The sequence below is a fragment of the Streptomyces sp. NPDC028298 genome (genome assembly GCF_055565895.1).
This window is the reverse complement of sequence record NZ_JBVHTL010000008.1, coordinates 184,174-205,461: the sequence shown is the minus strand read 5'-3', so window position 1 is coordinate 205,461 and position 21,288 is coordinate 184,174. Positions and strand designations below refer to the sequence as shown.

At 70.1% G+C, this 21,288-nt stretch carries 18 protein-coding genes; 9 read left to right on the top strand and 9 right to left on the bottom strand.

Annotated elements, in window-relative coordinates; translation table 11 throughout:
* Positions 1–86 precede the first annotated feature (86 nt).
* The 3 genes from ACZ4TO_RS31525 to ACZ4TO_RS31515 all read left to right on the top strand — a co-directional run bounded on the left by ACZ4TO_RS31525 (position 87) and on the right by ACZ4TO_RS31515 (position 4,649).
* Complete coding sequence (locus ACZ4TO_RS31525; RefSeq protein WP_468026014.1) at positions 87–830, top strand: alpha/beta fold hydrolase; 744 nt, start codon at positions 87–89, stop codon at positions 828–830.
* Between the two features lie 160 nt (positions 831–990).
* Entirely contained in the window at positions 991–1,341 is a 351-nt protein-coding gene (locus ACZ4TO_RS31520) for a trypco2 family protein (RefSeq protein WP_382778623.1), read from the top strand.
* Positions 1,338–4,649, top strand: a complete 3,312-nt coding sequence (locus ACZ4TO_RS31515; protein WP_468026013.1) for an NACHT domain-containing protein — start codon at positions 1,338–1,340, stop codon at positions 4,647–4,649. The genes ACZ4TO_RS31520 and ACZ4TO_RS31515 overlap by 4 nt, the downstream gene beginning before the upstream one ends.
* A 36-nt stretch (positions 4,650–4,685) precedes the next feature.
* Here the strand turns inward: ACZ4TO_RS31515 and ACZ4TO_RS31510 are convergent, their stop codons facing one another.
* On the bottom strand, positions 4,686–5,294 hold the full coding sequence (locus ACZ4TO_RS31510) for a TetR/AcrR family transcriptional regulator (protein WP_382778621.1): 609 nt from the start codon (positions 5,292–5,294) through the stop codon (positions 4,686–4,688).
* 195 nt (positions 5,295–5,489) lie between these two features.
* Here ACZ4TO_RS31510 and ACZ4TO_RS31505 point away from each other — a divergent pair, with 195 nt between their 5' ends.
* Together ACZ4TO_RS31505 and ACZ4TO_RS31500 are read left to right on the top strand one after the other, a co-directional pair.
* Positions 5,490–6,617, top strand: a complete 1,128-nt coding sequence (locus tag ACZ4TO_RS31505) for an FAD-dependent oxidoreductase (protein ID WP_468026012.1) — start codon at positions 5,490–5,492, stop codon at positions 6,615–6,617.
* Between the two features lie 230 nt (positions 6,618–6,847).
* Positions 6,848–7,726 (top strand): phosphotransferase family protein, encoded by an 879-nt coding sequence (locus ACZ4TO_RS31500; protein ID WP_468026146.1) that lies wholly within the window; start codon positions 6,848–6,850, stop codon positions 7,724–7,726.
* A gap of 119 nt (positions 7,727–7,845) precedes the next feature.
* On the opposite strand, the gene ACZ4TO_RS31495 is transcribed toward ACZ4TO_RS31500, so the two are convergent.
* From ACZ4TO_RS31495 to ACZ4TO_RS31480, 4 genes are all read right to left on the bottom strand, one after another.
* On the bottom strand, positions 7,846–8,205 hold the full coding sequence (locus ACZ4TO_RS31495) for a hypothetical protein (RefSeq protein ID WP_468026011.1): 360 nt from the start codon (positions 8,203–8,205) through the stop codon (positions 7,846–7,848).
* Between the two features lie 142 nt (positions 8,206–8,347).
* A complete protein-coding gene (locus ACZ4TO_RS31490; RefSeq protein WP_468026010.1) occupies positions 8,348–10,060 on the bottom strand; it encodes a serine/threonine-protein kinase in 1,713 nt (570 codons plus the stop codon).
* 123 nt (positions 10,061–10,183) lie between these two features.
* Complete coding sequence (locus ACZ4TO_RS31485) at positions 10,184–10,696, bottom strand: GNAT family N-acetyltransferase (RefSeq protein WP_385047279.1); 513 nt, start codon at positions 10,694–10,696, stop codon at positions 10,184–10,186.
* Between the two features lie 193 nt (positions 10,697–10,889).
* Positions 10,890–12,113 carry a S1 RNA-binding domain-containing protein gene (locus tag ACZ4TO_RS31480; protein ID WP_468026009.1) on the bottom strand — a complete coding sequence of 408 codons (1,224 nt, stop codon included), beginning with the start codon at positions 12,111–12,113 and terminating at the stop codon, positions 10,890–10,892.
* 147 nt (positions 12,114–12,260) lie between these two features.
* Here ACZ4TO_RS31480 and ACZ4TO_RS31475 point away from each other — a divergent pair, with 147 nt between their 5' ends.
* The gene (locus tag ACZ4TO_RS31475; protein ID WP_468026008.1) at positions 12,261–13,580 is read left to right on the top strand and encodes a hypothetical protein; all 1,320 of its coding nucleotides are present in this window, start codon (positions 12,261–12,263) and stop codon (positions 13,578–13,580) included.
* On the opposite strand, the gene ACZ4TO_RS31470 is transcribed toward ACZ4TO_RS31475, so the two are convergent.
* Positions 13,516–14,076, bottom strand: a complete 561-nt coding sequence (locus ACZ4TO_RS31470) for a hypothetical protein (RefSeq protein WP_468026007.1) — start codon at positions 14,074–14,076, stop codon at positions 13,516–13,518. The two genes, ACZ4TO_RS31475 and ACZ4TO_RS31470, sit on opposite strands and share 65 nt — an antisense overlap.
* Positions 14,077–14,578: 502 nt before the next feature.
* On the opposite strand from ACZ4TO_RS31470, the gene ACZ4TO_RS31465 reads away from it, so the two are divergent.
* A complete protein-coding gene (locus tag ACZ4TO_RS31465; protein ID WP_468026145.1) occupies positions 14,579–16,201 on the top strand; it encodes a glycoside hydrolase family 76 protein in 1,623 nt (540 codons plus the stop codon).
* A 95-nt stretch (positions 16,202–16,296) separates the two neighbouring features.
* Here ACZ4TO_RS31465 and ACZ4TO_RS31460 read toward each other — a convergent pair whose 3' ends face one another.
* The 3 genes from ACZ4TO_RS31460 to ACZ4TO_RS31450 all read right to left on the bottom strand — a co-directional run bounded on the left by ACZ4TO_RS31460 (position 16,297) and on the right by ACZ4TO_RS31450 (position 18,002).
* Positions 16,297–16,920 carry an SMI1/KNR4 family protein gene (locus ACZ4TO_RS31460; RefSeq protein WP_468026006.1) on the bottom strand — a complete coding sequence of 208 codons (624 nt, stop codon included), beginning with the start codon at positions 16,918–16,920 and terminating at the stop codon, positions 16,297–16,299.
* A gap of 68 nt (positions 16,921–16,988) precedes the next feature.
* Positions 16,989–17,351: a MazG-like family protein gene (locus tag ACZ4TO_RS31455; protein WP_468026005.1), complete on the bottom strand. Its 363-nt coding sequence runs from the start codon at positions 17,349–17,351 to the stop codon at positions 16,989–16,991.
* 210 nt (positions 17,352–17,561) lie between these two features.
* Positions 17,562–18,002, bottom strand: a complete 441-nt coding sequence (locus ACZ4TO_RS31450; RefSeq protein WP_468026004.1) for a VOC family protein — start codon at positions 18,000–18,002, stop codon at positions 17,562–17,564.
* 209 nt (positions 18,003–18,211) lie between these two features.
* Here ACZ4TO_RS31450 and ACZ4TO_RS31445 point away from each other — a divergent pair, with 209 nt between their 5' ends.
* A complete protein-coding gene (locus ACZ4TO_RS31445) occupies positions 18,212–19,297 on the top strand; it encodes a DUF6215 domain-containing protein (protein WP_468026003.1) in 1,086 nt (361 codons plus the stop codon).
* Positions 19,298–19,348: 51 nt separating this feature from the next.
* On the top strand, positions 19,349–21,037 hold the full coding sequence (locus ACZ4TO_RS31440; protein ID WP_468026002.1) for a protein kinase domain-containing protein: 1,689 nt from the start codon (positions 19,349–19,351) through the stop codon (positions 21,035–21,037).
* Positions 21,038–21,288: the final 251 nt, after the last annotated feature.

Here is a 21,288-nt window from a genome sequence, read left to right as displayed (position 1 = left end):
CCGCGCCGGCAACGGCTGGAATCTCCCCCCAGGGGAGGTCCTACGGTCCTGACCGACCACACAAGACGTTTCGAAAGAGGTCTGTCATGACGACGTTTCTGCTGGTGCCGGGGCTTTTCATGGGTGGCTGGGCCTGGGAGGCCGTGGCCGCCGAGCTGACCGCGCGAGGGCACCGGGCGCTTCCGGTCACCCTGCCCGGCATGGCTGAGCGGGCGGGGGAGGAGGACCCCGCGGGCGTCGGACTCGGCGAGCACGCCGACGCCGTGGCGGCGCTGTTGGACGCCGAGGGCCCGGGGATCGTGCTGGTGGCGCACAGCTACGGCATCTTTCCCGCCCTCGCGGCGGCCGACCGGTACCCCGGACAGGTCGCCCGGGTGGTGTTCGTGGACACCGGCTTCCCGGAGCCGGGTGAGTCGGTGGTCGCACAGATGCCGCAGCTCGGCCTGCTCGACCGCGCCCTCGGCGGCGTCGTCCCGGTGCCCGAGGAGATCCCGGCGCTGCACGCCGTCCCGCCGGCGGAGCGGGAGCGCTACCACCGTCTGGCCACCCCGCAGCCGGTCCGGACCGTCACGGAGCCGATCGAGCTGACCGGCGCCTGGCTCAAGCTCCCGACCACCGGGGTCTTCTGCCTCGCGAACGGCCTCAGCCTGGAGCTCGCCCGCACCCTGCACGGCACCGGCCTGCCACGGTTCGCCAAACTCGCCGAGCCCGGAGTCACCTTCTTCGAACTGCCCACCGGCCACTACCCGATGCTCTCCACCCCGGAGGAACTGGCGGACGTACTGACGCGGGCGGCGATCGGACAGGGCGTCGGCCTGTACGAAGGCTGAGCGCCGAGATCGGCCTCCGAACCGTCACCGGGCCGGACGGAGAGCACCGGGGCAGCACCGGGAGTGGTGGGGGCGCCGGGGAAGACGGTCTTGCTCGGCCACGCCTCGGGGCTCATCATGATGTGTCCCAAATGCTGTGTCCGGGGGAGGAGTTGGCGAGATGTGGTTCTCTCGTGGCAGACCGGACGACGGTCCCGCCGGGACTTCCGTCGAGCTGGTGGCCGCCGTGGAGGCGCTGCGTACGCAGATCACGGAGGCGGCCGCGTCCGACCCCGACTCGGACGTCCGATTCCAAGTGGGCCCCATCCAACTCGAGTTCACCGTCACGCTGACCCGTGACCGGACCGCCAAGGGCGGGGTCAGGGCGTGGGTCGTCTCCGCCGACGCGGAGCGCAAGCGGTCCGCGGCGCACACTCATCGGGTGACGCTCAACCTCACGCCGGTGTCCGCCGCCACCGGCGAGAGCCCCGAGATCCGCAACACCGACTCCGTCCACCGCATCGTCCGATGACGGCCGCCGTCCGGCACCCCAGCCGCCTCCACCTGGTCGCCCTGATGACGGGAGACGACCAGGTGCGCGGCAGCGGATACCTCCTCAACAGCCGTGTGGTCCTGACGGCCGGCCACGTGGTGGACGACATTCCGGCCGAGGACCTCCGCGTGTGCCGGCTGCACACCCTGCGCGTGACGACCGCGGAAGTGGTCAGGATCGAGAAGGACATCGCCGTACTCCTCACGGCGGAGGATCTCGCCGCACCGGACGAACTGACCGCCGTGCCGCTGCGCGAGCTGGCGGCGGACGCGCACTTCGACTCCTGCTCGGCCCTCGGTCTGCCGGCCGTCATGACGCGCGCGACCGCCGGAGTCGCCCCGCTCGAGGCGGCGTTCAAGGTGGCGCCCAACAGCGGGGACAACCACGGCTACCTCTCCCTGGAACTCGACGGACACGCGCCGACGGGCCAGGAACCCTGGAGGGGGATGTCAGGCGCGCCGGTGTTCCACGCGGGCCGCTGGCTGATCGGCGTGGTCGTGCGGGACTCGACGGGCTGGAACCACTCCCGGCTGGAGGCGAGCCCCATCAGCGCCCTGTTCCAGGGAGCGCCGCTCGCCGACGCACTGTTCCGGGTCCGGCCCTCACCGCCGCTCACGGAGTCGGACGCACGCGACGCCGCGTTCCTCGACACGTACCGCAGCGACACGATCCGCCGCTACGGGCACATCGAGCTGTTCGGGCTCGGCCTCCAGGGCCACCTCGAGGACGACATCGGCATCGACCACGCGTACGTGAGCCTGCGCGCGGGCGTTCCGTCGCTCCGCCTGTCGTCGAACGCCGAGCAGACCAGACCGGTCGAGCCCCTGATCGCGAAGAACTCGAGGCTGCTGCTGAGAGGCAGCCCGGGAGCGGGGAAGTCCACCCTCCTCGAGTGGCTCGCCGTCTCGATGGCGCGCGGTTCGTGCAAGGGCGAACTCGCGCCGTTCAACGACCGCATTCCCTTCCTGCTGCGCCTGCGGGACATGTACGCGCCGCGATGGAAACGGGTCGAGGGACGCGACGGGGTTCCACCGAGGATCGGGCAGTTCCTCGAGTTCAGCGGGATGGCGAGTGACGTCGCCCCGCCGGACGGGTGGATTCGCCGGATGCTCGGCCAGGAGCGGGCGCTCCTGCTCGTGGACGGCCTCGACGAGGTGCTGGAGGGGCACCGGGACGGCGTGCTGCGCTGGATCGGCGATCTCCTGCGCGAGTTCCCCGCCCTGCATGTCATCGTGACGGGACGCCCCGAGGCGCTGGAGAACTGGTACCCGCCCGCCAGCCTCGGTTTCGTGGAGCTGAAGCTCGTCGAACTCGACGCCGACCAACGGGCGGAGCTCATCCACAAATGGCACCGGGCGGCCATCCTCGGGGTCAGCGCCTCGCGGCTCACGGACGAGGAGCGAGACCGGCGCATCGACCGTCTGTCCCGGTACGAGATCTCCCTGACCCGTCACATCAACGCGTCGTCGGATCTCTCCGCGCTCGCCGCGACCCCGCTGCTCTGCGCCGTGCTGTGCAAACTGCACGAGGTCCACGGCACCCGGCTCCCGCGGTTCCGGCAGGAGCTGTACGCGCGGACCGTGGACATGATGCTCGGGCTGCGCGACGCGGACCGCGAGGTGCCCGAGCCGCTGCCGGGCCTGGACATCGATCAACGCAGGGCGGTTCTCTCCTGGATCGCCGGCTACCTGACGGCGGAGGGCGAACGGGAGATCACCCTGTCGCGCTTCGACGAGAAGGTGCGGAGCCGGCTGCCGAGTCTGGGACGGGAGCCCGGCGCCCACACGCCCGGCGAGATCCGCAAGGCCCTGCACGAGCGGAGCGGGCTTCTCGTCGCCCCGGCCGAGGACACGCTGCGCTTCAGCCACCGCACCTTCCAGGACTATCTCGCGGCCACGGATCTGGTCGCCCAGCGATCCTTCGGTCAACTCGCCGGTCACGCCGGGGAGGAGATGTGGGACGACGTACTGCGCTTCGCCATGAGCCAGTGCAACCTCGCCGACACCCGCGAGTTCGTCGCCCAGTTGCGGCGCAAGGCACGACTGGTGACGAACCGGGATCAGCGTGCCCGCATGCGGCTGGCCGCGGCGTCGTGCATTCCCTACGCGGTGCAGATGGAGGAGGAGGACCGCGGGGCCCTGATCGCGGGCGTCGCCAAGGCCTTCCGGGCCGCGGCGAAGGAGGAGAGCATGGCACTCACAGCGGGGCCGGAGAAGACTCCGTCACAACCCACGGGGTCCGCGGACGAGGGGCTCCCGCACAAGACCGACCGGTACGCCTCGGTCGGCCCCGACCTGCTCTCCGCTCTGCAACGCGACTTCGACTGGCAGGACATGGACCTCTGCCGGAGCGCCGCCCAGTTGGCCGGCAGACTGGGTGGTTCCGAGGCCCTCGCCTTTCTGTCCCAGATGCCGTTCGAGCAGCGGAAGAAGCTCGCCTCGGTCCTCGTCGGCATCTGGGAGAACTGTCCGGGTCAGGAATACGCCGATGCCGTGCTCGCCGGTCTGGACGTCTCCCGGCTGGTGGCCGACTCGACCGCGCAGCTCGGCCAGGCCCGCGTCCTGGGTTCGGTCGAGGGTCTGACCGTACGTGTGGCCGTGCCGCTCGAAGAGGTCGTCGACTTCGCCAACCGTCATCGGACCACCTTGCTGAACTGGACGCCCACGGCCCTCAGGTACACCAAGTCCTTCGATCTTCTCGGCGAGGTACGGGGGCTGACCAGCCTCCTTCTCGGCATCGCCCCGACCACGAGTGACCCGCTGTTCCTCGCCTCCATGATCCTCAGACCCCATCGGGAGTACGAGAAGCTCCGGTTCACCCTGCCCGCGCTGCCCGGGGTACGGGATCTGGCGCTCACGTCCATGCCGCTCGACTGGCAGGCCCACGTGACCGAGTGGACGAGTCTGAGCCAGGTCTGGCTCACCGGCTCCGCGGTCGAAGGGATCGGCATGCTCGAGGCACTGCCCGCCCTCACACAGTTGTCCGTCTCCTGCGAGGCCCGGGAGTTCAGCCTGCCCTCGGGTCTCGGCCACGGCGGAGTGAACCACCTCGGGCTCATGGTGCACGCGGATCACGGGCTCAAGGAGATCGACCTGACCCACCTGCCGACCGTGTTTCCGGCCCTGCGCCGACTCACGCTCGGGGTCACGGGCCTCGGCTGGGAGGCCGATCTGACGGGGCTCGAGCGCATGCCGGACCTGCGGATCCAATGCGTCGGCACGCCACGGAACCACCCCGGTGTCCGTGGCGCCGAGAACTTCCCGAAGGACCGCATCAAATGGGGCTGACGCGGTCGGCGCCTCACCTCCGGTGAGATCGCGGTCTCAGGTGAGTTCCCGCCAGCCGCTGTCGAGCAGGTCGAAGGCTCTCGTGATGACCTGCTGAGGGTCGTCATGGGAGCGGGCGGCGTGTGGTGCTTCGAGGGCGAAGTGGGCCAGGGCGGTACAGGCCGGATCGCCCGCGGGGAGGCCGCTCTCTTCGGCGATCACCTCGGCGAGCGCGGTGGTGTGGCGGAGCCACATGGCCTGGTGGTAGTCGCGCAGCGCCGGTGTGCTGTTCACCAGAGCGAGGAAGGTCGTGAAGCGGGGATCGCTGTCGGCGCCCGCTCTGCGGTGGTGCAGCGCGTGCTCGCGCAGGGCGTTCGGGATGGACTGACCGGCGGTCCGCTCGCGTACGGCGGCGAGGAGGTCGGCCTCCTGATCGGCCTCCTCGTCGAAGACCAGCGCCTCCTTGACGGGGAAGTGCTTGAACAGCGTGGTGGTCGACACGTCCGCGGCGTCGGCGATCTCACGGATGCCGACGTCGTCGTACCCGCGGTCGAGGAACAGGCGCAGGGCGGCATCGGCGATGGCCTGGCGGGTGGCCGCCTTCTTGCGCTCGCGACGCCCCACGGGGGCAGCAGCGCCATCGCTCGGGCGGGTGGCTTCAGGCATGGAGCAAATCTAGCATCATTGGTTGCCTCGCTCAAAAAGTTGAGTCGTTGCACTTATGGACTCGGTGTGCTTTTCTGTTGTGGTGGCCGTGAGGCAGTGCCCGGCCCCGACACCCGCACCGCGTTTCCCGCTGTGCGAACGGAGCGATCAGTCCCGCCCGCGGCGGATCCCCTCTCTCATGAACGGAGCACCACCATGAACACCGAACGCACCCCCCGCATCGCCATCGTCGGAGCCGGTCCCGGCGGTCTGACCTGCGCCCGCATCCTCCAGCGGTACGGCATCGGCGCCACGGTCTACGACCACGAGACCGGCCCGGAGGCCCGCAACCAGGGCGGCACGCTCGACCTGCACGAGGACAACGGCCAGATCGCGCTGCGCGAGGCCGGGCTGCTGGACGACTTCTTCCGTATGGCCCGCCCCGAAGGGCAGGAGATGCGGCAACTGGACCACGCGGCCGGCACGATCGGCTTCCACCACGTCCCCGAGGCGGGCGAGCGGTTCAAGCCGGAGATCGACCGCGGGCAACTGCGCGACCTTCTCCTGAACTCCCTCCAGCCCGGCACCGTGCGCTGGGGCCACACCCTGCGTTCCGTCGACGGCCCCTCTGAGGGACCCCGGCTGCTGCGCTTCACCGACGGCACGACCGTCGAGGCCGACCTCGTCATCGGCGCCGACGGCGCCTGGTCCAAGGTGCGCCGCGTCCTCTCCGATGCGACCCCCCAGTACACCGGAATCAGCTTCCTCGAAGCGTGGTTCCACGACGTCGACGACCGGCACCCCGACATCGCCGCACTCGTCGGCCAGGGCAGCGCCGCGGCGGCCGACGGCGAGCGCGGGCTCTTCGCCCAGCGCAGCAGTGGCGACCACATCCGCGTCTACGTCATCCAGCGCGTCCCCGCCGACTGGATCACCGCCGCCGGCCTCACCGCAGAGGACACCGACGGCATCCGGAACCTCCTCCTTGACCGCTACCGCCGCTGGTCGCCCCGCCTGCGGCGGATGCTCAGTCACAACAACGGGCTCTACGTCGACCGTCCGCTGTACGCGCTTCCCGTCCCGCACAGCTGGGAGCACGACCCCACCGTCACCCTGCTCGGGGACGCCGCCCACCTGATGCCCCCGCTGGGCGTCGGCGTCAACCTCGCCATGCTCGACGCCTGCGAACTCGCCCTCGCGCTCGCCCACCACGAGACCATCGGCGACGCCGTCCTGGCCTACGAGAAGACCATGCTGCCCCGCTCCGCCGACATGCAGCAGGCACTCGACGGCCACGCCGCCGACCTGCTGTCCGACGAACCGCACGGCCCCGACGGCCACTGACGGCCGTTCGCACCGCTGAACATTCGTGAAGGACGGACTCCATCACCTTGTCGTGACGGCCCCCGTGCGGAGGATCGGCCTCCCACGGTGCCGATAGCCTCGCCTGTGTGATCAGGAGTGAGGACAGCGCTCGAGACGGAGACTGCGACGGCGACGGTGACCGAAACGAGGCGGACGGGTGGGGTGCGACACGAGCGTGGGTGGAGAAGCGACTAGCCCCCGGCGAGCGGATGGAAGGTGCCGAGCGCCTGCGCGGCGGCTGGACCTCGCACATGCGCAGGCTCCGCGTTTCCGGGCCGGACGGCCGACGGGACCTGGTCCTGCGCTCCTTCGAGAAGCCCTTCTTCGTACGGCACGCGAACGGTCTGCTCTCCCGCGAAGCCGCGATGCTGCGCCTGCTCGGAACCACGTCCGTCCCCGCGGCCGAGCTCGTGGACGTGGACGCGGCCGGCACGTACTGCGATCACCCGTCCTTGCTGATGTCGTCGCTGCCCGGGGCCGTCCGTCTGGACGACCGGGGCGCCGAGCGCCGGGCCGATCTGCTGGCCGCGCAACTGCTGCGCATCCATCGGATCGAAGTCTCCGCGGAGTCGAGACCGCGGACTTGGCAGGCCTGGACCTCACCGGAGCGGGTGACGCTCCCTGAGGCCACGGTGCGGCCGGAGTTGTGGCAGCGGGCCGTCGACGTCATCCGGCAGGATCCTCCGCATCACCAACCGTGCTTCCTGCACCGTGACTTCCACCCGGGCAACGTCCTGTTCGAAGGCGAGGGGAACGACGTACGCCTCAGCGGTGTGGTCGACTGGGTGGAGACCTCATGGGGCCCGGCCGATCTCGACGTGGCCCACTGCTCGACTGCCCTGGCCCTGCTGCACGGTGTTCCCCTGGGGATGAGCTTCGCGGACCGGTACCTCGCCGTGGGAGGGCGACTTGCCGAACGGCACGACGCGCATCTGTACTGGCGGCTCCTCGACGCCCTGGCCTTCGCCCCGGACGCGGAGAAGGTCGCCGTCCCCTGGCGCGAACTCGGCCGCACCGATCTGACCCCGGCCCTGCTGACCTCCAGGCTCGAGGCCTACATCGCCGCTCTGTTGGAGCGCTACGCGTAGGTTCCCTGCCCGACGCCCACCCGCACGTCAGGGTTCGAACGTTCGGCATGGCGGTGGACGCCGAACCGGGGGAGTGGGGACGCGGACGCAGCGCCGCGCGTCCCGGGCCGAGCCGGACGTCACTCCTCGTCGTGCCGGGTGAGACGCCCGTCGGCAAGGCGCCAGTGGTGCTCGTGCGGCGTCAGTCGCCAGGTCTCGTCGGCGGCGCTGGCCCGCGCGATCCATGCGTGGAGTTGGGGGAGCGCACGGGCCTTCAGGAGGGCGCGCGTGGCGGCGCGTTCCGTGGCATCGACCGGGTGGACGTCTATACGGAAGCCGACCGTGTCCGGATGGATGCCGCGGCCGTGGTTGCGCGAGAGCGGAGCGACCCATGCCACGCCCAGGACGATGGGCTCACCGCCCTGCCCCGTGAGGAAACGCAGGTCCGACACGCGGCTCATGTACGGGCCGAGGCATTCCTCGACGTCGGTGGTGCTCAAGGGCCAGGAACGGTGGCGGGGCAGTCTTCGATCGCGCGCGGGCATGCCCCGCAGAATGGCAGACGGCCGCCGCCGGCTCACACCGGTTTGAGGCCGGGGCGGCAGCCGAGGGGGCCGGCGGCGGTCGGGGCGCCACCGCGCGCTACGGCCCGTCGTCCCCGTCCAGCAGTCGCCGAAGCTTCCACGACGTGCCCGGGTCGGGCAGGACGAATCCGCCCGGGGCCTGCGAGGAGTACGACAGCTTCCGCAGGGCGGTCGACGGGAACGGCCAGCAGGTCTCGACGGACCAGTGCACACCGCTCAGGTCCGCGCCCGCGAGGTCGGTGCCCCGCAGGTCGGCGCCCGACAGATCGGCTCCCCTCAGTCGGGCGTCGCGGAGTGAGGCGCCGTGCAGGATCGCGCCGCGCAGGTCGGCGCCCTTCAGGTCGGCGTCGGACAGCACCGCGGACACGAGGTTGGCCTCCGTCAGACGGGCCCCCGCCAGGTTCGCCTCCGTGAGGTGGGTCGTGTAGAGCTGGGCGTTCGACAGGTCGGCGCCCACCAGGTTCGCCGAGCCGAGGTAGGTGCCCGCGAGGTCCGCACCGGCGAGGTGGGCCTCCCGCAGATCGGCGAACGGCATGAGGGCGAAAGAGAGTTGAGTGCCCGTCAGGCGCGCTCCGGCCAGCCTCCCTTGGATGAGGACGGCGCTGTCGAGGTTCAGGCCGGACAGGTCGATGTGGGCCAGCAGGCCTTCCGGGAGGTAGACCAGGTCCTCGACGAGGTGGCGCAGTTCCTTGACGGCGGGTGTACGCGGGTCGCGGCACGCCTCCCGGTGCCCGCGCTGCCAGTCGGCCAGTTCGCGGACACGGTCGAGGCCGGACAGTGACATCGGCATGACCCGTGTCCGGGCCACCGCGCCGCCCCGCACGGGGGAGGGCGCCACGCCGTCCAGCAGGACGGTCGAGTCGTACGGGGACGGGGTGCCGGGCGTGTCCCCAGGGCCACCGGCGCCCCCGCCGGGCGGCGTGGGGGCGTCGGACCCGAGGCCGGCCGGTCCGTGCGTCCTGCTCCACGCGTCCATCGCGGCCCCGACCATGGCGCACGCCGTTCCCGCGTCGGCGGGCCGGTCCGCCCGCTCCGGGGCGAGCAGCGCGAGGACGAGTCCGTCCACCTCGGGAGGCAGCGGCTCGCGGGAGTGCAGGGAGGGCGGGGACGGCAGCTTCCTCTCGTAGAGGCCGCCACATTCGGGGCGGGCGCCGGTCAGCAGTTCGTACAACACGCAGCCCAGGGCGTACAGATCGGCCCTGCCGTCGGTGGTTCCGGGCGCGCCGAGCTGTTCGGGTGCCATGTAGGCGGGTGTTCCGACGGCCTGACCGGCGAGGGTGAGCGGGTGCGCCTGGTCCGGCTCCCGGACGAACCGGGCGATGCCGAAGTCCAGGAGCTTGACGGTCCCCGTGGGGGTGACCATCACATTGCCGGGCTTGATGTCACGGTGCAGCAGTCCGGCGGCGTGCGTGACCTCCAGGGCCCGGCAGATCTGCCCGGCCCAGTCCAGGATCAAGGGCACCGGCGCACCGGCGGCGGCCCGGTCCAGGGTGTGACCGGCGACCAGCTCCATGACCACGAACACCGTGCCGTCCGCGTCCTGCCCGTAGTCGAGCACCGCCACCACCCGCGGATCCCATATCCGCCCGAGCGCTCTGGCCTCCGAGGCGAGCCGTTCCTGCGCGGCCGGCACGCCGTACGCGGACGGCAGCACCTTCAGCGCGACCGTCCGGCCGATCCGCTCGTCCTCCGCGCGCCAGACGACCCCCATGCCGCCGCGCCCCAGCACGTCCTTGAGCCGGTACCGCCCGGCGAGCAGTGCCTGTGTCATGGCTCCCCCTCGAAACAAGTAACACCGCGCAACAGATAGCGTCGCACTGACGAGAATTCTCGTCAGTGCGACGCTATCGCGGTCCCCGGGCGCCTGTACAGCCCGGCCGACGGCCGACGGCGATCAGCGCACCACCTCGTCGGCCAGAAGGTCCATCAGCAGGCCGTCGTGCCAACTGCCGTCCAGGCCACGCTCGTAGCGCCGCATGATGCCGACCGGGCGAAAGCCGACCTTGGCGTAGCAGCGGATCGCGGCGTCGTTGTCGGCCGCCGGGTCGATGATGAGCCGGTGGTGGCCTTGGACATCGACGAGATGGCAGGCCAGGGTTCGTACGGCGTCGGTGCCCAGGCCCCTGCCGTGCACCGCGGGATCGAGGAAGAGGTCGATGCCGGCGTGCCGGTAGTCCGGCTCCTCCTCGGCGTACCACTGGATCATGCCGACGATCCGCCGGTCGTGCTCCACCGTCAGGCAATGGGTGTCCGGGTCCTGCAGATCGGTCGCGAGCTCCGCCTCGAGATCGTCCCCGCCCCGCCATCGCGCACGTACTTCCGGAGTCGCCCGGATGGCGGCCAGGGCGGGGATGTCCTCGGGGACGGTGGGCCGGAGAACGACGGAGGCGCCACGCAGCACGGTCATGGGCCACGACCCTAGTGCGACCGGCAGCACGTCGCTGGATTCCACGATGCCGGAGGCCCCTGGCAGGAGGTTCCGGGACACGTCCGTGAGGTGCTGCGGATCGAGGTGTACGAGGTGACGGACGACAACGCGGTACGTGGGCCAGCGGCGTGACTCCCCGGCACCGGCGGGGCGGAGTGCATCCTGAGCCGTGTCAGCGCTCCAGCGCCTTGAGGGACAGTGTCACCCGCTCCGTCACCAGGTCGACGCCGAGGATGACGGCCGAGATCCGCTGACCGAGGCCGACGACCTCGGAGGGGTGTTGGACGGGCCGCCGGGACAGCTCGGGAATGTTGATCAGCGCGGTGAAGCCCCCGATGTCCACGAAGACGCCGAAGGGGGCGATCCTCGTGACGGTTCCGGTGCAGGTGTCACCAGGGCGGAGCGTCTTCAGGAACGCCCAGTTCAGGTCGCTCGGCGTCGGCTCGGTCCTCCATCGGGCACGCAGGACGCCGTCGCTGTCGGGCAGGACCGCGGTGAACAGAGGGTGGCGTTCGTCGACGTACAGGGACAGCGCCGCGGCGGCCCGGGCTCCGGCGACCCGGGCGGTCAGTTCCCGATGCTCGGTCTCGTCGGCGACGACGCTGGAGATCACCCCGTCCTCGTCCTCCCAGACGAACTCCACCGTCTCGTCGTCCGGCAGCGCGGCGAGGACCGCGTCGACGTCGTCGGACAGGTCCGGCCAGACGGTCAGTCGGGCGCGAGGGGCGAGTGTGCCGCGTACCGCGTCGAGGTTGTCCTCGGTGAGACGGTGCCAGCGGGATGCGTTGAAGACGTGTCCCTCCTCCAGGATGGCCGCCCCTCGCGTGGCGACGGACCGGCGCAGCCGGGCCCAGAAGACCTCGTCGGCGGGTTGCTGCACGCCCGGTTCGTCGAGATCCGCAGCGTAGGGAGAGACCGCCAGCCGCTCCGGGAAGAGTCCGAGCGCCCGGGTGCGGACGAGGGCGCCCTCGCAGGGATTCTCGCTGGTGACGTAGAGGTACTGATCCCATCCGACGTGCACGGCGAACCTGTCCTCGGCCTCCAGACGGCACCAGGCGCCGTTGTCCCGGAGCATGCCCCGGACCAGCTCGAGACTGACGGAGAGCGACACCTCGGCGCCGTCGTGATACCCACGGAGATCGGAGGGAAAGAGCCCCGCGAGGCCGTGGCCGTCGACGACGGGCTCCCGCCCGAAGTGCGCAAGGCCGACGACCCCGGGCTCACGGATGTGCAGCCGGTCGACCCCCGTGTCCTCGGCAAAGGCCGCGACCGCCTGCAGATAGGCCGCTTCGACCGGACCGTGGTCACTGATCGTGTCCTCGGCGCCGACGTAGCTGCCTTGCTCGTCGCGGTCGGCGGGATCGTACTTGGTGATCCGGTAGGCGAAGGGCGGCACGATGATGCTCCTGTGGTCGTTCACGAAGCCGGCCGGCTGGCGATCGACCTGGCAGCAGGAGCGTATCGACCTGGCAGCAGGCAGGAGCGTAGTGTGCCCCGGCACACTCCCCACCATGATCAACTGGATGGTGTCTAGGCTTCGGCCATGCTGACCAGTGACGTCGAGTCGTACGAGAGCGCCAGGCGACTGGCTGCCGGGGTTGCTCTGGACCAGGTGCTCGATGCGACGGAGCCGGACTCCTGGATCGATCTCGACGTCGAGGTCCGCGGACTGGCCCGGCGGCGGCCGGAGCTGTTCCACTCGAACGCGTCGCCCTCCGGACGGCGGATGTACTGGGACCCGGAGTCGTCCGCGCCCACCGTCACGTGGTCCCGGAAGCCGGGCGACGCCGAGATCGCCATCGCCCTCTGCCACCCCAGCGGCCTCATCCGGGACGCCGCGCTGAGCCGTGCAGAGGGGCGGCCCGCCCTGCTCTCGCTGATCGTCATCCGCTGCGCGGACTGGGTGGGACCGGTACGCGAACGGGCTCGCGGGATCCTGGCCGAGACACCCCCGGACCGGCTGGCCGCGCACGCCCCGCTGATCCTGCGCGTCGGTCGGCGCTCCAGGGGCGGCTTCGCCCAGGAACTCCTGACCGACGCACTGCGCGGGGGCCCGGCCGCTCGAACCGAGGCGCTGTTCGACAGCCGCGACCGGGCCACTTCCCGCCTCGCGCACCGGGTCGCCGTCGAGCGACGGTTGCTCCCCGCGCCGCGGCTCGCTCGGACCGCCGCCCACCACCCTGACGTCGTGGTGCAGACCCTGTGCGCCGAAGCCGCCGTGGCCACCCTCGGTGAAGGCACCTCCGAGGGGTCCGCCGAGGTCGTCGCGCCGCTGCTGGAGTCCCGGCAGCCCCGGGTCAGGTCGGCGGGGGTGACGGCGCTGCGCCGCACCGGGCGGCACCCCGACGCCGAGCCGTATCTCACCGACCGGTCCGCCGTGGTCCGGGCGTGCGCCCGGTGGGTGCTGCGGCAAGAAGGCACCGACCCGGCACCGTTGTACCGCGCCCTCTGCGCCGACCCGGCGAACCGTCCCGCCGCCGCGGCGGGACTCGGCGAGTGCGGGGTCCGGGAGGACGCGGAGCTGATCCGGCCGCTGCTCACGCACCCGGCACCCGGGGTGCGTGCCTCCGCCGTGGCGGGACTTCGAGCGCTCGACGCCGTGCGTATCGACGACGTACGGCCGCTGCTGGACGACCCGTCGGCGGTCGTGGTCAGGCAGGCGACCGCGGCTCTGCTTCCGTGGGCCGACCGCGTACCGCTGGAACTGCTCCGCGCACGACTGACCGAGGATCGTCCGCGCCACCAGCGGATCGCGGCGATCCGGCTGCTCCGGGCGGCAGGAGCGCACACCCCCGTGGTCACCGACGCGGCCGACGGGCGGTGTTCCCCAACAGCCTGGCCTGCTCACTCTTCAACCGCGTGAAGCGATCGCGGGTGTACTCCCGCAGCCCGCGGCCGGGGAAGGTCACCACCGACAGATGCTCCCTGAAGTCGCCCTGTGCCCAGCGCGCGGCGGTGATCTCGTAGCCGGACACGTGCGCGCAGAGGTCCAGCAGCGCCTCGGGCATCTCCTCCTCGATGAGCAGGTCCGCCCTGGTGACCACGACGTCCCGCATCGCCCGGATGTTGGGGATGAACACGCTCGTGGCCCAGGTGCGCCACTGGACGAGCTCCTCCTCGGTCGGCGGTATGTCGTGGTCGAACGGGTCCCGGCCGTCCTCGCGGGCGTACATCGCCGAAAAGGTGTCGTAGACGCGGCTGTTGGACTCCATCAGCGCGAACAGAGGGCCGTAGAAGTTGTTCAACTGCGCGTTGACCCGGTCCAGTCGGGCCTGCCGTTGAGTGAGGCGCAGGCCGTTGGCGTACGTCGCGAGGTAGCCGAGGAATGCCAGCCCGACAGTGACGATCATGGTGAGCATGGGAGGTGATGGTAGGCGTTTCGCCGATCGCGGGCTCCCGGTTCTCCGGCCGTGGGTCGTGAGTCGAGGTCGCCGACATCATGAACTCCCTTACGGGAAAGCCTTGTTGGTGACATTGACAGGAACGCGCCAACTGGATTCACTTCCTTGAAGAAGGTACGGACCAGGTTCGACCGCCGCCCGCACGGCTCGCCACGCCGCCGTCGGCCTCGGGCGAGCCCGCCGCCCGGCATCCCCCATCGTGAAATCGAGGCGAGTTCCGGTGACCTTGCGCAGCGCCGACATCGTTGTCGGATCGCGGTTCCTCAGTTTCCTCCTGGCGGCCGTTCTCGCGTGTGCGGTGCTCCTCCCGGCCGCGTCTCCCGCGGCCGCCGCCACCCAGGTGTGCGTACTGGCCTGCGACACCCTGGACCCCTCGCAGGCGCGGCAGGAGAGCTTTCCGGTCCCGGCCAAGAACCTCAACGGCCGCCGCCTCGAACTGCACGTCTCCGACGCGGACGACATGGCGTGGGCCAGCATCGACGGCGGCGTGACCGGCGACTCGGTGTGGCTCGACCGTTCCTGGGACGGCGGTGCCACTTGGGACGGACTGCTCGGCAAGGCCGCCATACCCGGTACGTGGACCGGCACCAGGACGTTGATGTACAACATCACCGATCCCCGCAACCACCGACGCGGACTGGTGCGGGCCTGCGGCGACGCCGCCGCCGTCGGCTGCACCGACTGGGTCTACCCCACCGTATGCGACACGCTCTGCGACCGCACCGACGCGGGCCAGGCGGCCGGCGACGGCCAACCCGTGCCGTCCGCCACCCTCTACGGCCGTACGATCCGCCTGCACGTCGACCAGAAGAACTCCATGGCCTGGGCGAGCATCGAATCCGGTGCCGGCGGCGACGAGATCTGGCTGGACCGATCCTGGAACGGCGGCTCGACCTGGCCGGACGGCTCCTCCCTCGGCCGCACCGCCGTGCCGCAGGGCGCCACCGGCATCCGTACGACGATGTACGCCACCCGGGATCCACGCGGCCTCCTCTACGGCGGAGCGGTCCGCGCGTGCGGCCGCGAGGCCGGCCATCAGGAGGGAAGTTGCACCGCGTGGGTCAGGCCCGCGCCGACCCGGGCCCGCGCCGCGGCGGACGCGCTCATGTCCTCGTACGACCCCTACAACGGCTGGTGGCCCAGCAGTTGGTGGAACTCCGCCGCCACGCTCACCGCGCTCGTCGACTTCGCCAGGACGACCGGCACACACGACTACGACTGGGCCGTCGCGCGCACCTTCGACCAGAACAAGGGCAACTTCGCCGCCGGCGTGCGCAGTTCGGACACGATCGAGGGCCACTTCATCAGCCGTTCCATCGACGACTCGGGCTGGTGGGCCATCGCCTGGATCGACGCGTACGACCACACGGGCGACTCCCGCTATCTCGACGAGGCCGTGACCATCGCCGGGTACGTCCAGCAGTACTGGGACACCGGCACCTGCGGAGGCGGCGTGTGGTGGGACCGGGAACGCACCTACAAGAACGCCGTCACGAACGGCCAGTACCTCTGGCTGACCACCGCGCTGCACCAGCGCATCCCGGGCGACACGGTCTGGCTCCAGCGAGCAAGGACCGCCGCCGCCTGGTACAGGTCCAGCGGGATGATCGATTCATCCGGGCTGGTGAACGACGGGCTGACCTCCGCCTGCGCCAACAACGGTGGGACCGTGTGGAGTTACAACCAGGGACTGGCCATCGGCGCCTTCACCGAGCTGTGGAAGTCGACCGGGGACAGTTCACTGCTGGCCACCGCGCGGACCCTGGCCGATGCCGCCATCGGCAACCCCGCGCTCACCCGGGACGGCGTGCTCACCGAGTCCTGCGACCTCGGTTCGGCCTCCTGCGACGACAACCAGAAGCAGTTCAAGGGCATCTTCATGCGCAACCTCGCCGACCTCGCGAAGGCCACCGGTTCCAGCACCTACCAGGCTTACGTCCAGAAGCAGGCGGACACCCTGTGGGCGCAGGACCGCACCTCCCTCAACGCCCTCGGTGAACGCTGGGCCGGCACCCTCCCCAACCAGACCGACTGGCGGACCCAGGCGAGCGCCCTCGGAGCACTCACCGCCGCCGCGGGCTGACGCCGAGTCCCAGCAGCCGCCGTACGCGGTGCACGGGCCGGCCTGCCGTGAGCCGACGGCCGGTCCGGCTCAACGCGGTGCCGGGCCGGACGTGTTCACCACTGGACCAGGTCCGGCCACTGACGCGGGAGCCAGTCCGTGAACGACACGGGCCGGCCGTCCAGCTTCATGGGAAGGATCCGGTCGCAGGTCGCCCGGCCGTCGAACCAGAGTGAGCCCCGGTGCGGACCGGTGACGACGAGCAGGGTCGAGAAGCCGCAGCCGTTCTCCTGGATGAAGACGGCGCCGGACGTCTTGAGCTCCTGGAACACCTCGTACTCGGCGTCCCACTGGTCCCAGGCCGTCTGGTGGCAGGCGGGATCCGCGAAGTCTTGAGCCTGCGGCTCGCGTTCGTCCAGCTCGTCCTCGTAGGCGCGGTAGGAGTCGGGATGGGGAAAGTCGGACGTGAGCAAGGCGTAGTTGGTGGTCGAATCCCCCTGCCAGCCCCAGCCCGCCGCGGATCGGCGGAGGCGGTTCACGGCACCGCCGGCGCTGTGCCGGAGCAGATGATCGCGGTACTGGTCGGGGAACGTGACGCCCAACTCCGCCTCCGCGGCACGGATCTCCGCTTCGGACAGGGGCGGCGGAGCGGGATCCCGCCGCGCGGGTGGAGAACCGAGCTCCTCGAAGCGCCTTCCGCGAGCGACGCGTCGGGCTTCCGCGATCCAATCGGTCGTCATGACGTGGCCGCCTGGTCCTGCGAGCGACGTGGCGGCGGCATCGTCGCCTCCGTTCGCCAGTCCGTCCGTCATGCCGAGTCCGTCGGAGCCGGCACCGCCACGGGGCCCGGGGAGAGGAACTTGGCCGACTTGGCGGCCAGATGCCGGGCCAGGTACTCGGGGGCGTCGTCCGGGCGCATGCGCGCCAGGGCGACCAGGGCCGTGATGACCACGTCCGCGACCTCGGCGTGGGCGTCGGCCCAGGGCGTGGTCTCCTTGCGGGGGTTGGTGCCACGGGCTCCGATGACGGCTTGGGACGCCTCCCCGGTCTCCTCGGCGATCTTGAGCACTTGCAGGCTCCACTGCTCCGCCTGGTCCAGGCCGAGCGCGGTGTCGTGTTCCTCGAAGCGGCGGGCGAGTTGCTCGATGGTGTCCCAGACGTTGCCGTCCACGGCGTGGTGTCTCCTTCGGGGGCTACGGGCCGGACCGGTCGGCCGCCACGTGCCCGATGATCCCAGCATCCGACCGGCAGACCGTACGAACCCTGCGCGGCAACGGTCCACCGACGGAACCCCGGGCTCGTACAGCATTCCGTACTGCCTCTGTCGCGCATGCGTCGCAGCGGTCCTGACCGCCGACACCCTCCGCGCGACGGGCCCGCCTCAGCCGATCTGTTCGGCCAGGGCGACGATGATCCCCGCGGGGCCGCGGAGGTAGCAGAGCCGGAAGATGTTCTCGTACTGGGCCACCTCGCCGAGGAGTTCGGCGCCGTGGGCGCGCAGGCGGGCGATGGTGGCGTCGATGTCGTCGACGGCGAACATGACGCGATGCAGGCCCAGGGTGTTGGGCGGCGGGTTCCGCGGCCCGGCGTCGGACAACGCCGGAGCGTTGTACTTGGTCAGCTCCAGCTTGCTGTGACCGTCCGGGGTCCGCACGACCGCGATGTCGCTCCGGACGCCGTCGAGTCCGACGGTGCGGTCCGCGTAGAGGCCCTCGATCTGCGCCTTGCCTTCCAGCTCCATGCCGAGCTCGGTGAAGAAGGCGACAGCCGCGTCCAGGTCGTCGACGACGATGGCGACGTTGTCCATCCGCAGAACAGTCATGTCTCCCAGCCTAACGACTCGATACGCGGTGGCGCGGGACCGACCGTGACGACGGCCGCGCCGGTCCGCGCACCCGCTGATCGGATCAGATGCCCAGCCCGCCCCTCGGGATCGTCGGCTCGGCATTTCTCGCTTGTTTGGTCCTGTACATGCCCGGAATTGTGGCTTCCGTCATGGCGAATCCGATCATGGTCTGATGAGATCTCCGGATGCTCGGTTTCCTCATCCGTCTCCTGCCGTTCTGGGTTCGCGAACCCCTCCTCATCGTGATCGGCTCCGTTCTCGGCGTACGCCTCATGTATCTCGCCGCGACCGGTCACGGTCTGGTCGCGGCGGGGTTCGGTCTGGTGTTCCTCGTGTTCACCGCGATACGTGTCCACGGGGTGGTCCAGGCGCTGCGTGCGCGTCGGAACACGAACCCGGCGGCGGCCGCGGGCGGGGCGACCGCCGATGCGGCCACCCCGGCCCAGGATCGGCCTCAGCCTGCGATGTCACAGGCCCAGGCTCAGCCTCAGGCCCCGTCTCAGGCGGAGGCGCAGGCGCAGGCCCTGGCCGGAACCGGGCCGCGTCCCGGCGCGGGCGCCCCCAAGAAGGACCACAACCCGTGGGCCCAGGCCGTCGGCGCCGTGGCCCTCTTCGGGGTACTCGGCGCGGTGCTGTGGCTGGGCCCGCGCTTCATGCCGTCCGACGACGTCAGCGCCACGCCGCCCGCCTCGTGTTCGGACGAGACCCACGAGGCACTGCCGAAGGCCTTCAAGCAGAAGCCCCGGCCCGTGACCGGTGAGGAGCTGTGCGAGGTGCTCAACGGGCCGGACCTGGCCGAGCTCCTCGGAACCCCTGGCGAGAAGGCGACCACCGCTTCCGGCAGCGACAACACCGCGCCGCTGACGGACGGGAAGGTGGCCCGACCGGAAGCCCAGGTCGCCTTCGACACGTACACCGTGAACGTCTCGGCCACGTACAACGATCTGTCGATCGACCAGTACGTGAAGCTGATGAAGTACGGGGAGGAGACCGACGTCAAGAAGCTCAAGGTTCACGGCCGGTCCGCGGTCTTCTCGACGGACCACACCATGAAGCTCGAGTTCAATCTCGGGGGCAGCGGCGGATCCGGTGGACCGGTCGAACAAGGTCCCCTGGAGAGGACGCTGTCCGTGGCCCTCGACCGTGGTGACCGCGGCGGCTACTGCGAGATCACCGTGTGGAGCGAGTCCGGAGCCCTCCCGAACGACACCGCTCTCCTCGACATCGCCAAGAAGGTCCTTCCGAAGATCCCCGAACGACGGGGCCGTTGAGCCCGCGGGCGACACGCCTGAAGGACAGACGTGCGCACCAGGACGGGGGACGTGGTCAAGGCGATCGCGCGATCAACTCGATCAATGCGATCGCGCGAACAACTCCAGTCTCTCGTCTACCTGGAAGAACGCAGTCTCATCGAACGTAGGGATGCCGACTATTCCGTAGTCGCGATATCCCGCGAAGGCATCAGGCATGTCCTCTCGGGAGATCGTGTACAGGACCGAACTGACGTGCACGTGGACAGTGCGGGTACCCGGCATCGGGAGCAGAAGACGCCCGGCGGCCAGGGCGTGGACGCCACCGCCACAACCGGCAGCTCACCTCTTCACCCTACGGGCCACCGACAGGGTCGGGGCGGTGCCCCGTACGAGATGACCGATACTGGCACCCGGAGCTCCAATGCCAAGCCGGACGGATACGAGCAAGTGCGCAGCCAGGCGTGCGGTGGCCCCAAGGCCTACCGGCGGGACACCTACCCTCTGCCCGACAGCAATCAGGCCGACGTCTTCAAGGCGATGCACAAAACCACTGAAATCACCGTGGCGGTCAAGCAGCTGCACGAGAAGTACCCACGGGAGCAGAAGATCGCCCGCATGAGGCGGGAAATCGAGGCGGGGACTGCCCTCAAGGGACACCCGCACGCCATGCCCATCCTGGACCATGGTGCCGATCACACATGGTTCGTGATGCCCTGGGCCGATGGCACAGCTGAGGAGCACAAGGAACTCCTCAAAGAGCCCGAGGGGCTTCGCATCCTGGTCGACGCCCTGACATCAGTGCTGCACGCGGCCCACCAGTACGGATGGATCCATCGGGACATCAAGCCGCCGAACTATCCCCCGCCTGGGCGGCAGATGGGTCCTAGCAGACTGGGGAGCCGTCCGACGCCCTCGTGGCCAGACCACCAAAGTCGACCGAACTGCGGTCGGTATCGGCACCGAAGGCTTCTCAGCGCCCGAGGTACTTGCCGGCCAGGAACGTCCCGAGGCATTCGGCGACATCTACAGCATCGGCAGAGTGATTGCCTGGGCGCTGACCGGCCACATGCCACTGCCGAACAAACAACTGCTTCTGACCCCGGCCCGTGGCGCAACATTGTCAGAGCGGCATCACAGGAGAATCCCGTGCAACGCCCTCAGAGCGTCATCGAGCTTGTGAATCTCATCAACCGGGAACACGAAGCGGTTCCGATGGATCCCCTCGAACGAGCCGCTGCGCTTCTGGCTCAGGCCAAGGCCGGCGCTACCGGTGCTACGGACACCTTCCTCACGCTGCTCACAGATCACACGGGCAACTACGACCTCTACACTGGATCGCTCACCGCGCTCACCCCTCGCGAAGCCGGACCAGCGCTCACCCGGAACGATGCCCAGGCGCAGGAGGTCCTCGGGGCACTGAGCGCGCATGTAGACGGCGCCACTGGACGCTGGGTCCAATTCGGAGAGGCATCCCGTGTGACGGTCTGGCTCTATGAGATCGCCGCCTATTCAGCCTCTGAACGACAGTGGGACCTCCTCGAAGAGGCCACGCAAGCGATGTGCACTTGGGACGGCGTGTGGGATCAATGGAACGCACAAAGGCCGATCGGCTCCTGGCTGGCCAGCCTCCAACACGAGGCTGCAGCCGCCGTTGCAGCAGTTCTCCGCGAGCACCCCAGGTCAGCGGCTCACTTCCGCCACCTCGCTGACGATCTGACGGTTGACTCCCAGATTCGTCAGGCAGTACGACCGTCGTGACTAGCACAGGCGGCGCCATGCGATCACGCCCGTGCAGCCACCCTCCGGGGCGAGAGCGCTCGCCAGACCACACCCCTTCTAGGTAGCGCGTAGACGATGCCTGCCAGCGCCACATGGTGGGGGCGCCAGGGGCTGGTCCGGGTGCCGGTGTCTGTCGGTGTGCAACCGACACTTCCTGCGCCCCGCACCCGCGGGGATGGTCCGTACCTCATGGGATAGGCCGGCAAGATCACCTCACTCCCCGCGCCCGC